This is a genomic window from Robertkochia sediminum, assembly GCF_016786255.1.
GTDB classification, from domain to species: Bacteria; Bacteroidota; Bacteroidia; order Flavobacteriales; family Flavobacteriaceae; genus Robertkochia; species Robertkochia sediminum.
The window spans coordinates 140,775-154,175 of sequence record NZ_JADMKT010000080.1 but is presented as its reverse complement, the minus strand read 5'-3'; the positions used below and the strand labels follow the sequence as shown (position 1 = coordinate 154,175).

The window sequence follows — 13,401 nt, the reverse complement described above, 5'->3', positions numbered from 1 at the left end:
TCCTCTAAATTTTCATTTCAGTACTAATCTTCAAATTCTGCTTTCAGAATTTGAACAACCATCGTAATGGTCTCTTCTTCCAGATCGGTTCTTTTAACCAGATCGGCAACATCCTGCTCGAGTACACTCTTCGCAGTATCTAAACCTATTCTACGGAATTCTGCGATCACCCAATCCTCGATCTCATCAGAGAACTCGGTAAGCTCCACATCTTCCTCTTCCATTCCTTCTCTCAGCACATCGATCTCATACCCGGTAAGCATCCCGGCAAGACGGATGTTAAATCCTCCCTTACCAATAGCCTTAGAAACCTCCTCAGGCCTCAGGGTCACCTCAGCATGCATGGTCTCGTCGTTAAGCACTACCGAAGTAACACGCGCCGGACTCAACGCCCTGCTTATGAACAGTTGCGGGTTATTGGTATAATTGATCACATCGATGTTCTCATTACCCAACTCACGAACGATTCCGTGAATACGAGATCCTTTCATACCCACACAAGCTCCAACAGGATCGATACGATCGTCATAAGAATCTACAGCTACCTTGGCTTTTTCACCAGGAATCCTCACCACCTTCTTAACAGTGATCAGTCCGTCGAATACCTCAGGGATCTCCTGCTCGAACAATTTCTCCAGGAACTCAGGAGCTGTTCTCGACATGATGATCATCGGCTTATTCCCTTTGAGCTCTACGCCTTCGATGATCCCTCTTACGTTTTCTCCTTTGCGGAAAAAATCTGAAGGGATCTGCTTGTCTTTTGGCAGAATGATCTCATTACCCTCGTCATCCAGTAAAATTACGGCTTTATGACGAATATGGTGAACTTCTGCTGTATAGATCTCTCCAATAAGGTCCTTAAACTGCTTGTATATGGTCGTATTATCGTGCTCGTGGATCTTAGAGATCAGGTTCTGTCTCAATGCCAGGATCGAACGACGACCAAGGTCGATCAACTTCACCTCTTCAGAAACATCTTCACCAACCTCGAAGTCAGGCTCGATCTTTCTCGCATCGGTAAGCGATATCTCCTGGTTATCATCTTCCACTTCACCATCAGCGACAACAACGCGGTTCCTCCAGATCTCCAGGTCACCTTTATCTGGGTTAATGATAATATCGAAGTTATCATCAGACCCGTATTTTTTCTTCAATGCATTTCGGAAAACTTCTTCCAAAATGGCCATTAATGTTACACGATCTATGAGTTTATCATCCTTAAACTCAGAAAAAGAATCGATCAATGCAAGATTTTCCATGGTAATTGTTTAATTAAAACGTTATCATCACTTTAGCTTCTAAAATATCCGATAAAGCGACCTCTTTTTCTTTAAGAACGGTCACCTTTCCCTTACCTATCGGTTTCGGCTCTCTGGCCTTCCACTCCAGGCGAATGTGGTCGTCACTCACTTCAGCAAGCTTCCCTTCAATGGTCTCACCTTCCAGCTTTACCTTCAGCTTACGCCCGACATTCTTTTGGTATTGTCTTTGGTGCACCAGGGGTTCTGTTGCTCCGGGAGACCCAACCTCGAGAGAAAAATCGGTTTCCTCTCTGTCCAGGTTATGCTCCACCTTTCTGCTCACTTCGATACAATCGTTCAGCGAAACTCCACTATCTCCATCGACCGTAACGAAGATCCGGTTATCCGGTGTGATCTTCAGATCGATCAGAAAAAGATCCTGACGCTCCTCGAACAATTCCTCCAAAAGCTCTTCAACCCGTTCTTTAAGCATTTTTTTCAGTATAAAAAGAGGGGACCCCGGTCCCCTCTGTAATCAATTTCATCTCATTCAACGCTGCAAATATACAATATTTTTGAACCTTAACCATATACACAAAGGGTAAATTACTCAAACAACGTAAAATAAAAAAGCTCCTCATAGTTGAGAAGCTTTTTTTTGTTGGCCTACAAGGACTCGAACCTTGAACGACTGAACCAAAATCAGCTGTGTTACCAATTACACCATAGGCCATCACCACTGCTCTGTTGAACATTGTTGTTCTCAAAAGCGGTTGCAAATTTAGTGCAAAGTTTCATTTGCGCAAACATTTTTGAAAATATTTTTTCCTCTCCCGCAAATTCTCTTGTTAAGGTTGAGTAAAAGCCCTACCCTGTCTTATATTTATTCTTAAATTCGCCACCAATAGAAAATAAGTTCATGACTGCACAACAGTTTAAAAAATGGGACACGATCCTTGGCTGGATCGTTTTCGCCATCGCCCTAACCGTATACCACTTAACCGTAGAACCCACCTCCAGTTTCTGGGATGCCGGTGAGTATATTGCTACCTCCTCAAAACTCCAGGTTGGCCACCCTCCGGGAGCGCCATTATTCCAAATGATCGGTGCGTTTTTCGGCAACTTCTCATTTTCTCCGGAAACCATTGCGGTAACCGTAAACCATATGTCGGTATTCTCCAGTGCATTTACCATCCTGTTCATGTTCTGGACCATCACCAACCTGACCAGAAAACTGGCACTCATGCATGGCGAAATGACTGCCCCTAAATACGTGGCAGTTCTTGGTAGCGGACTCACAGGAGCGCTGGCCTTTACCTTCACCGATAGTTTTTGGTTCAATGCTGTGGAGGCAGAGGTATATGCCATGGCTACCTTCCTGATGGCACTTATGTTCTACCTGGGCCTCAAATGGTCTGACGAGATGCACACCCCGAGAGCTAACCGCTGGCTGGTACTTCTGGCCCTGATCACCGGACTTTCTTTTGGGGTTCACTTTATGGCCTTGCTTACCATTCCGGCCATTGGCATGATCTACTATTTCAGGAATTTCAAAGAACACAACGCAAAAGGATTTATCCTGGCCAACCTGATATCGATCACCATCCTCCTGTTTATCTTTAAACTGTTACTGCCAAACGTATTGCGCTTTTTCGGGTACCTGGAAGTATTCTTTGTAAACAGCATAGGACTCCCCTTTAATTCGGGAACCATTATTGCCGCGATCCTTATCATCGTACTTTTCTGGTACCTTATTAATTACACCAAACAAAAGAAATACCCCATGCTCAACAGTATCGTGCTGAGCATTATGTTCATCCTTATCGGATTCTCGACCTGGCTTATGATCCCGATCCGCGCGAATGCCGGTACGGTGATCAATGAGAACAGCCCTACCGACGCCCGTCAGCTACTGGCGTATTACAATATGGAACAATACCCGGAGACCCACCTGTTCTTCGGCCCTATGTTCACCGATGCCTTTGCCGGACAAGACCCTGCAGATCCTTATAAGGATGAAAAGCCAAAATATGAACGCGACTACAAGGCGGGTAAATACGTGATCGTAAACGACTTTAAATACGCGATCCCTAACGCCCATGGCGACCATGTTGGCTTCCTTCCAAGGATGTGGAGCAGCAGCCATGCTGCCAACTACATGAAGATCACTGGACCTGTTAACGTTAGAGTAAAACGCGAGTACCGAAGTGATCAGCAACTTACCAGCGCGGTAGCAAAACTTAAACAGGACCTGAATACCGGCGAGCTCGACACCGAAGACTATGTGCGCTTTATTCGCCAGTTCGATCAGTTCATAGAGGTTGAAAAGCCCTCCTTTGGCCAAAACATGAAATACCTCTTCGATTTCCAAATGGGATATATGTACTGGAGGTATTTCCTTTGGAACTTCGTAGGACGTCAGGACGACATCCAGGGAAAACTCGACAACCACGGAAACTGGCTTAGCGGGATCAAATTCGCAGACGAATGGCGATTGGGGCCTCAGGACAACCTTCCTTCTGATGTGCTTAACAACAAAGGCCGTAACACCTATTACTTTTTACCGCTCATACTGGGACTTATAGGATTCCTGTTCTTATTAAAGACCAGCAAACAAAAATTCTGGGTCTTATTCGTATTATTCATGTTTACCGGATTGGCCCTAAAGGTCTACCTCAACGAACGACCCTTTGAACCCCGGGAAAGAGATTACGCCCTGGTAGGATCCTTTTACGTGTTCTCCATTTGGATCGGGATGGGGGTTTACGCCATATTTGAAGAATTTAAAAAATTCCTCGCTCCGAAAATACTCGCCCCGGCAGTCACTGCGATCTGTTTGCTTGCCGTACCAACAGTATTGGCCACTGAAAACTGGGACGATCACGACAGATCAAACCGCTACACCGCACAGTCGATCGCAAAGTCATACCTGGAATCCATACAGGAAGATGCCGGCGCCATGCTTTTTACCATTGGAGACAACGACACCTTCTCTCTCTGGTACGCCCAGGAGGTCGAAGGGTACCGCACCGATGTGCGCACGATCAACACCAGCCTTTTTGCCACCGACTGGTATATTGACCAGATGAAAAAGGCGGCCTATGAGAGTGCACCGATACCTTCACAACTCGAGCATTCGCAATACGCCTATGGGGTGCGCGATGCCGTTTACCTGCAGCAGCTCACCGAAGAGCGCTGGGATATTAAAAAGTTCATGGACTGGATCGCGAATGATGACTATACCATGGACATGATCCTGAAAAGAAGGGGTATCGATCCTGAAGCGTATCCTGAAAGCTACAGGAACCTCCATTTTTATCCGACCAATAAGATCAGAGTACCGGTAAATAAGGAGAACGTTCTCAAAAGCGGACTCGTTAAACCGGAAGATGCTCACCTCATCGTAGACTATATTGATATTGATATCCCCGGAGAAGCACTGCCGAAAAACCGTATCCTCATGCTGGACATCCTGGCCAACAACAACTGGGAACGTCCGATCTACTTTACCGGAGGAAGTTTTGACAGCGCAGAGTATATGTGGATGAAAGACTACCTGCAGCTGGACGGACTCGTATACAAACTGGTGCCGATCAAAACTGCTATAGACCCGAACAATCCGTACGAAATGGGACGCATAGATGAAGACCTTATGTACGATATCGTTATGGACTGGAAATGGGGGAACTCTGAATCTACAGAGATCTACCACGACCCGGAAACTAGAAAGAACAGCATCTCGTTCAGAGGAAACCTGGCCCGACTTACCGAAAAGCTCATTAATGAAGGGAAGGAAGAAAAAGCCAAAGACATCCTGAACCTGGCTATGGAAAAAATGCCGTTTGGATATTTTGGGTACTATGTTTTCCTCGAGCCTTTCGTAAACGGATACTATCAGGTAGGAGAAACAACCAAAGCCCGCGAACTGTTCGAGAAGGTAGCCACAAAATACCAGGAACACCTGGAATACTACGGCAGCATGAACCAGGAAGACCAGATGAACTATACGCAAGACATCATCAACAACATGGAACGCTACAGAAGCCTCCTCGACATTGTCGCCAGGAACGACGTGGAAGATTACGCTCTGGAGCAAGCCAAGGCATTTAACGATTACCTGCCCATGTTTGCGATCTACCGTCAGGCACAACGCTCTCAGATCTACGACAGGGAGCAACTACCGGACGTATTAGAAGAAGAATCGGCAACCGAAGACCCTTCGGAAACCATTCCTGCTGCAGACAGCCAGGAAGTGGAAATAGAAAATTAACACCTGATAAGGCCGGAGCGATTCCGGCCTTATTTTATATATGAAACCCTACCTTTTCAAAACACCCTATCTCGTAAAGCGGTTTTTCTCTACCCTACTCTGGGAGATGGAGAAAGAAAAGCAGGGCGTATACCTCACCTTCGACGATGGCCCTACCCCTGAGGTAACTCCTTATGTACTGGACCTGCTGGACACCTACGATGCAAAAGCCACCTTTTTTTGTATCGGCAAGAACATCCAGACCCATCCGGAGATCTTTAAAGATATTGTTAAACGAGGTCACAGCATAGGCAACCACACCTTCAATCACCTAAATGCCAGCAAGACCGATCAAGACACCTACCTCAAAGAAGTACAAAAGACCGAAACGGTGATCCGGGAACTTCGCGATCAAAGTCCTCCTGAGCGGTCAAAGCTCTTTCGCCCTCCATACGGCCGAATGAACACCGCCCTGAGCAAAGCATTAATAAAAGAAGAATACCGAATTGTGATGTGGAGTTTATTAAGTGCCGACTTTGACCCCGAGCTCAACACGGAAAAGAGCCTCAGAAACCTGAAAACACATAGCAGAGAAGGCAGCATCATTGTTTTTCACGACAGCATGAAGGCCTACCAGAACCTGAAGGCACTACTGCCTGGATATCTGGAATTTCTAAAAAAGGAAAAACTGGAAATGAAAGGTCTTTAAAGGTATTCCTGAAGCAACCCTATCAGGGTTCCGGCATCTTGTTCTCCAGCCTGACGCCAGACCATCTCACCATTCTTGTAGATCATTAAAGTAGGTAGCCCTTTCACTCTTAGGGCCTCCGACAATTCCCGATTCTTATCGACATCGATCTTGATCACCTTGATCTTGTCACCCAAAGCCTCAGCCACATCCCGCAACACCGGGTGCATACTTACAGACGGCTCGTTCCACTCCGTGAAGAAATCCAGTAATACGGGAACTTTTACATCGATTAACTCGCCGAATTTTGACATACCTACTTCAGTTTAAAGCGATTGGTAGTTCAAATGTAATAAAAAACTACCAAAAAGAGCCTATTTACCCCACTAGGTCGTTTCCTTCGACTTACGCAGTTCGATCACGGTAACCTCGGGCCAGATACCCACTCTACCGGGATACCCTATATATCCAAAGCCGCGATTCACATTAATGTATTGCCCCAGCTCCTTATAAATACCTGCCCAGTATTTATAGCGGTACTTCACCGGACTCCACTTTAACCACCCCGGGATCTCCACCCCGAACTGCATCCCATGGGTATGTCCGCTAAGCGTTAAATGCACATGCCAGGGATGTTGCAACACCTCGTACTCCCAGTGCGAAGGATCATGACTCATCAGGATCTTAAAATCACCTTCCTCAACCCCCTGAAGCGCAAGCTTAAGGTCCCCCGCCTTTTTAAATCCGCCGGCACCCCAGTTCTCTACACCTACCAGCGCTATGCGATCTTCACCTTTATTCAGGAACCTGTTCTCGTTGAGCAACAGGTCAAAGCCCATTTCCCGCTGAATCGCTTTGAGCTCATCGAGATTAGCCTCTTTATCTTCTTCCGTATCCCATTCAGCATAATCCCCATAATCGTGGTTTCCAAGCACTGAAAACACACCGTCTTCGGCCTTCAACCTGCGAAAAACATCCTTCCAGGGATACATCTCGGTAGCCACGCTGTTCACCAGGTCTCCCGTAAATAAGATCACATTGCTCTGTTGTTGGTTCACAAGATCTACCGCATAAGACACCTTCCCTTCATTATCAAAACTACCACTGTGTATATCGGAGATCTGGGTGATGCGATATCCGTCGAATGCCTCCGGCAAGTCATCAAACTCCAAAACATAATTAAGCACACGATAATCGTACTTGCCCTTATACATTCCGTACAACAAAGATGCAAAGGGCACGGAGGCCAGCAATAACGCCACCTGGCTAATGAATTTTCTGCGCTCCGGGAAATGCACCTGGGTCCCGGAAGAAGCATTAAAGACCTTTCTCAACACCCATCCTACAGCGCGAAGGATGTCTTCGACCAACATCACCGCCCCGGAGATAAATCCCAAGGCCATAAACGCCAGAAAGAACCCTACAGAAATACTCATGGCCTGCGACATGCCTTGTGCCCGGTCGTAACCGCTAAACTGAAAATAGATATTGGCGAGCACCAACACGAAGGCGAGCACATAAACACCCTGCACCCATGGATTCCTTACGAGCGTACGAAACGCCTGAAACCCATAAAAGGTGCCTACCAGATAAATAATTCCCAGAAAAATAAAAAAACGTGACATACAGGATCTTAGTGATTTCTTACAAAAATATCTTTCTCTTCAAGGAAAAAAGAGCTTTTAAACTTTATTTAACCATGTCGACCATTCTTTTAATGATCTCCGGATCAGAAACATAAACACCCCTTTCGTCAGGCATGGTTTGCGGAAAGAACGAAATATTAGGAAGGGGCAGTGATTGCTGCTGTACTTTGGTTGCAGAAAAATGAACCTCAGAAAAACCCGCAGCCTTGAACCTGGAGATATTCTTTTCATTGACCCCACCACCGGGCATCACCACAATATCGTCGCCATAGGTGCGATCCAGTGCCACCAAAGTATCAAAACCCTCCTCGGCAGTACGACTCCCCCCACTGGTCAACACCCTCGAACAACCAATTTGCAATAAGCGCTCTACGCCCTCTTCCATATCCGGCACCCAATCAAAGGCACGGTGAAAGGTAAAGTCCATTGCACCCGCAGCCTCGATCAATCCTGCTGTGGCCACCGTATCTATCGTATGGTCATTTTTCAACACCCCACTTACCACCCCGGCACAACCAAGACTGGCACACATGGCCACATCGTCTCTCATGAGCTTCAATTCTGCCTCACTATAGGTGAATCCGCCGCTACGCGGACGAATGAGCACATAAACGGGAATATCGATAGCCGCTACCACATTTTTTATAAGGGCATAAGAGGGCGTAACCCCGCCCAGCACCAACTCGGCACAAAGCTCTACCCTTGAAGCCCCGGAATTCCCGGCATTTACTGCCGACAGAAAAGAGGGCGCACATACTTCTGTGATCATATCATCAATTATTTCTAAGTGTCGGAACCCTTAAAATTACCGATAAATTCTTACCGACAAGAACACTGACCAGTCTTATCGACCAACCACCAAAAAGCACCTCCCCAGATCCCGCTTCACCCTGTTCTTCAACACTTACCACCCATCCTCCGGCTTCGACCACCCAAATTAAAAATCAGGATACTTCATTTCCTTTAAAACTTCCTTATTTTTACCCGGTAAACACATCAAAATTCCATTATGTCTGATCAAAAACGTCTTTTCCTACTCGATGCCTACGCTTTAATCTTCAGAGGGTATTACGCCTTTATAAAGAATCCGCGTATCAACTCTAAAGGAATGGACACCTCTGCCGTAATGGGATTCATGAACTCCCTGCTCGATGTGATCAAAAGGGAGAATCCCGACCACCTGGCGGTAGCCTTTGATAAGGAAGGAAGCAAAGACCGCCTGGAGCTCTTCGAGGCATACAAAGCCAACAGGGATGAAACCCCCGAAGCGATACGCATTGCCGTCCCTATCATCCAGGACATTCTTAAGGCTATGCACATTCCGGTGGTCGTAAAACCGGGATACGAGGCAGACGATATCATAGGAACCCTCGCCAAACAAGCCGAAAAGGCAGGCTACAAGACCTATATGGTTACCCCCGACAAAGACTTTGCCCAATTGGTAAGCGAAAACATCTTTATGTACAGGCCCTCCCGCATGGGTAACGGAATAGAGATCTGGGGAATTCCCGAAGTACAACAGAAATTCGAGGTAGAAAGGCCGGAACAGGTGATCGACTACCTGGGAATGATGGGTGATGCTGTAGATAATATTCCCGGACTCCCGGGTGTGGGTGATAAGACCGCAAAAAAATTCCTTAAGGAATACGGCAGCCTTGAAGGCCTTTTGGAGAACGCCGACAGCCTTAAAGGTAAAATGAAGGAAAAGGTGATCGCCAATGCCGAACTCGGAAGACTTTCAAGAAAACTGGCCACTATCATTACCGATGTACCCGTAGAATTTCACGAAGAAGATTTTGAACTCAATACTCCCGACTTCCCTAAGGTCAGGGAGATCTTCCAGGAACTGGAGTTCAGACGTATGGAAGAGAACCTGCTAAAGACCTTCAATGTAAGTCCTGAAGAGAGCGAAGTGCAAAACCCGGCGCAAGAAACCAAAACCGCTGGTGCAGACGCCCAGTTCGACCTTTTTGGAGCTACTCCGGAAACCACCTCTGCCACACAGGCCACATCCGGATACAAGACGATAGAAACGGTACCGCATTTCTATCAGCTGGCAGAAACCCCTAAGGCCCGGGCCTTGCTTTTAGAAAAGCTGTTAAAACAAAAAAGTGTCTGCTTTGACACAGAAACCACCAGCATCAAGGCATTGGAGGCCGACCTGGTAGGATGCGCCTTTTCATGGGAAGCCGGAAAAGGCTACTATGTACCTTTCCCGGAAGGACATGAAGAAACCCGCAACTTACTGGAAACCTTCCGCCCTTTCTTTGAAAACAAGGCGATCGAAAAGGTAGGCCAGAATTTAAAGTACGATATCAAGGTATTATCCCGATACGGCATTGACGTAGAAGGCCCCTTGTTCGACACCATGATCGCGCACTATCTTATTAATCCCGATATGCGCCATAATATGGACGTCCTGGCAGAAACATACCTTAACTACCAGCCCGTTCCAATTACCGATCTAATTGGCAAGAAGGGGAAGAATCAGAAGTCCATGCGCTCTGTACCCGTTAAGGAACAAACCGAATACGCCGTAGAAGATGCCGATATCACTCTGCAACTGAAAGAACTGTTTAGCCAGGAACTCCCGAAGCGAAATGCAAAGGAGCTGTTTGAAACCATAGAAGCACCGCTGGTAAAGGTGCTTGCCGAAATGGAGATCGAAGGGATCAGGATCAACGACAGCTATCTGAAAGCCCTTTCAGCAGAAATGACCGGGGAGATCGAAGCCCTGGAAAAAGGTATTTTCGAACAGGCCGGGGAAACCTTTAACCTGGCATCGCCCAAGCAATTAGGACCTATACTTTTTGACAAGTTAAAACTGGTTGACAAACCCAAAAAGACCAAGACCGGGCAATATTCCACCGCAGAAGATGTGCTCTCGGCACTGGCAGGCGAACACAAGGTCGTTGCCGATATCATGGAATGGCGACAACTCAAAAAACTCCAAAGCACCTATGTAGACGCCCTCCCCGAAGAGGTTAATCCGCACACCGGACGCATACACACCGCCTATGCCCAGGCCGTTGCCGCAACCGGACGTTTGAGTTCTACCAATCCGAACCTGCAGAACATCCCGATCAGGACCGAAAGGGGAAGACAGGTGAGAAAGGCCTTTGTACCGCGAAGTGAAGACTACACCTTACTGGCTGCAGATTACTCACAAATAGAACTGCGAATTATCGCGGCACTGAGTGAAGAAGAAACCATGATCCAGGCCTTTAAGGACGGACAGGATATTCACGCTTCAACCGCAGCCAAGGTATTTAATGTTCCCCTGGAGGAGGTAACCCGTGAACAGCGTAGCAATGCCAAAACCGTAAACTTTGGTATCATCTACGGGGTATCGGCCTTTGGACTCTCGAACCAGACCACCCTGAACCGATCGGAAGCAAAGGAGCTTATAGACACCTATTATGCCACCTACCCGAAGCTAAAGCAGTATATTGCCAACCAGATCAATTTTGCCAGAGAGCACGGTTACGTAGAAACCGTTCTGGGCAGAAGAAGGTACCTAAAAGACATCAACTCCAGGAACCAGGTCGTAAAAGGAGCTGCAGAGCGCAATGCCGTGAACGCTCCTATACAGGGTAGTGCTGCAGATATCATCAAGATCGCCATGTTGCGTATCCAGGAAAAGTTAAAGGCCGGAAACTACAAAACCAAAATGCTCCTGCAGGTGCATGATGAATTGGTATTTGACGCCCATAAGGACGAACTGGAAAAGGTAAGTGAACTGATCAAGGATGAAATGGAAAATGCTTACCAGCTTTCGGTACCCTTAGATGTCGAAGTAGGTACCGGCGAGAATTGGCTGGAGGCGCACTAAAGCCCAAGGCAACCTTCAAATTTCAATAAAACAAAAGACCAAAGGTTTTTCGAAACCTTATAATTGTAGTTTATTTTCTATATTTATAGGTCTGAATTTTTATATGTGAAAAACTCACCATCTTATTCACTTGAAGAGCGCACTTATGAATTTGCTAAGAACTGCAGATCAATGGTCAGAACACTTCCAAACAATTTTAGTATTAGAGAAGACGCCAGACAACTTATAAGATCTTCCGGTTCTGTAGCTGCAAATTACCTAGAAGCTAATGAAGCACTAAGCAGCAAAGACAAACTGTACAGAATGAAAGTTGCCCGAAAAGAAGTCAAAGAGTCCGGATTATGGTTGCAGCTTTTAGAAGATTCAAACCTGGGAAATAGTGATCAAATCAGATCGTTAAATAATGAAGCTATCGCCATAAGGAAAATTCTATCCTCTATTATCCTTAAATTATCCTGAACCTTTAAGAATAGAAACAAGTATGTTTTTGGAATTTGAATTTTTGGAATTTGGAATTTGCGATATGCCATCCGGGCCTCTTTTGGGATTTGAATTTTGGAATTTGGTCCTTGCGATATGCCATCCGAGCCTCTTTTGGGATTTGAATTTTGGAATTTGGTCCTTGCGACCAAACCGACAAGGTATACACCATCCTCAAAAGGCAGATTTAATCGCTTTGCACATCAAAATATCCCGTTAGGTCGCCCCTAAAGCTATTAAACCCCAATACATTCCCTATTCCTTTCAAATATAAGCAGGTACACATTTGCAATTATAAGAATTATATGTACATTTGCACCCCTGTAAATCCGACCCATAATGAGTCGGGCAGGAATGGAATGTTTAATTTTAAATAAGTTAGTGTGGATACATTAAGCTACAAAACCGTATCGGCGAACAAGGCGACTGTTGATAAGCAGTGGGTTCTTGTTGACGCTGAAGGACAGACGCTGGGACGTCTTTCTTCTAAGGTAGCCAAGCTACTAAGAGGTAAGTACAAGCCCAATTACACTCCCCACGTTGATTGCGGAGATAACGTTGTTATCATCAACGCTGAGAAGATCAACATGACCGGGAAAAAATGGGAGGCGAAACAATACGTTCGTCACACAGGATACCCAGGTGGGCAGAGAACTCAAACTGCTACCGAGCTTTTCGCTAAGGATCCTGCTCGTTTGATCGAGAAATCTGTAAAAGGAATGCTTCCTAAGAACAAACTTGGAGCAGATCTTTTTAGAAACCTTAAAGTGTATGTAGGAAGCGAGCACGCTCAGGAAGCTCAGAAGCCTACTGCAATTAATTTAAACGATCTTAAATAATGGAAGTAATTCACAAAATTGGCAGAAGAAAAACTGCTGTTGCACGAGTGTATGTTTCTGAAGGGAAAGGAAACATCACCATCAACAAAAAAGACCTGGAAACCTACTTCAAGACTCCTACGCTTCAGTACAAAGTAAAGCAGCCGCTTGCTTTAACTGAGAATGAAGAGGCTTTCGACATCAAAGTAAATGTTTTCGGTGGTGGAATTACCGGACAAGCTGAGGCTGTTCGTCTTGCGATCTCAAGAGCACTTTGCGAAATCGATGCGGAGCACCGTCTGACTCTTAAGCCGGAAGGTCTTCTTACCAGAGATCCTCGTATGGTTGAGCGTAAGAAATTCGGTCAGAAGAAAGCCCGTAAGAAATTCCAGTTCTCTAAGCGTTAATATTTTTTTCGCGAAGAAAACTATCGTTCACACCCTATTG

At 46.0% G+C, this 13,401-nt stretch carries 11 protein-coding genes and 1 tRNA gene; 6 read left to right on the top strand and 6 right to left on the bottom strand.

The features are described 5' to 3' along the window. Window positions 1–23: 23 nt before the first annotated feature. The 3 genes from nusA to IS446_RS13960 form a co-directional block, all read right to left on the bottom strand. Entirely contained in the window at window positions 24–1,259 is a 1,236-nt protein-coding gene (gene nusA / locus IS446_RS13970; protein WP_203061374.1) for a transcription termination factor NusA, read from the bottom strand. A gap of 13 nt (window positions 1,260–1,272) precedes the next feature. Continuing rightward, window positions 1,273–1,734 (bottom strand): ribosome assembly cofactor RimP, encoded by a 462-nt coding sequence (gene rimP, locus IS446_RS13965; RefSeq protein WP_203061373.1) that lies wholly within the window; start codon window positions 1,732–1,734, stop codon window positions 1,273–1,275. Window positions 1,735–1,902: 168 nt separating this feature from the next. After that, window positions 1,903–1,974, bottom strand: a tRNA-Gln gene (locus IS446_RS13960). A gap of 186 nt (window positions 1,975–2,160) precedes the next feature. Between IS446_RS13960 and IS446_RS13955 the strand changes: the two genes are divergently transcribed. Further along, window positions 2,161–5,511, top strand: coding sequence for a glycosyltransferase family 117 protein (locus IS446_RS13955; RefSeq protein WP_203061372.1), 3,351 nt, complete (start codon window positions 2,161–2,163; stop codon window positions 5,509–5,511). Between the two features lie 40 nt (window positions 5,512–5,551). Further along, window positions 5,552–6,199, top strand: a complete 648-nt coding sequence (locus tag IS446_RS13950; RefSeq protein WP_203061371.1) for a polysaccharide deacetylase family protein — start codon at window positions 5,552–5,554, stop codon at window positions 6,197–6,199. Here IS446_RS13950 and IS446_RS13945 read toward each other — a convergent pair. The 3 genes from IS446_RS13945 to IS446_RS13935 all read right to left on the bottom strand — a co-directional run bounded on the left by IS446_RS13945 (window position 6,196) and on the right by IS446_RS13935 (window position 8,593). Beyond that, window positions 6,196–6,492 carry a thioredoxin family protein gene (locus IS446_RS13945; protein ID WP_203061370.1) on the bottom strand — a complete coding sequence of 99 codons (297 nt, stop codon included), beginning with the start codon at window positions 6,490–6,492 and terminating at the stop codon, window positions 6,196–6,198. The genes IS446_RS13950 and IS446_RS13945 overlap by 4 nt on opposite strands. 72 nt (window positions 6,493–6,564) lie before the next feature. Beyond that, window positions 6,565–7,803, bottom strand: coding sequence for a metallophosphoesterase (locus IS446_RS13940; protein ID WP_203061369.1), 1,239 nt, complete (start codon window positions 7,801–7,803; stop codon window positions 6,565–6,567). A gap of 64 nt (window positions 7,804–7,867) precedes the next feature. Next, window positions 7,868–8,593 (bottom strand): copper homeostasis protein CutC, encoded by a 726-nt coding sequence (locus IS446_RS13935; RefSeq protein WP_203061368.1) that lies wholly within the window; start codon window positions 8,591–8,593, stop codon window positions 7,868–7,870. Window positions 8,594–8,833: 240 nt separating this feature from the next. Here IS446_RS13935 and polA point away from each other — a divergent pair, with 240 nt between their 5' ends. From polA to rpsI, 4 genes are all read left to right on the top strand, one after another. Then, entirely contained in the window at window positions 8,834–11,656 is a 2,823-nt protein-coding gene (polA, locus tag IS446_RS13930) for a DNA polymerase I (RefSeq protein WP_203061367.1), read from the top strand. Window positions 11,657–11,761: 105 nt separating this feature from the next. Further along, window positions 11,762–12,115: a four helix bundle protein gene (locus IS446_RS13925; RefSeq protein WP_317192219.1), complete on the top strand. Its 354-nt coding sequence runs from the start codon at window positions 11,762–11,764 to the stop codon at window positions 12,113–12,115. A gap of 404 nt (window positions 12,116–12,519) precedes the next feature. Next, window positions 12,520–12,975, top strand: a complete 456-nt coding sequence (gene rplM / locus IS446_RS13920; RefSeq protein ID WP_203061366.1) for a 50S ribosomal protein L13 — start codon at window positions 12,520–12,522, stop codon at window positions 12,973–12,975. Continuing rightward, window positions 12,975–13,361, top strand: a complete 387-nt coding sequence (rpsI, locus tag IS446_RS13915; protein WP_203061365.1) for a 30S ribosomal protein S9 — start codon at window positions 12,975–12,977, stop codon at window positions 13,359–13,361. The genes rplM and rpsI overlap by 1 nt, the downstream gene beginning before the upstream one ends. Window positions 13,362–13,401: the final 40 nt, after the last annotated feature.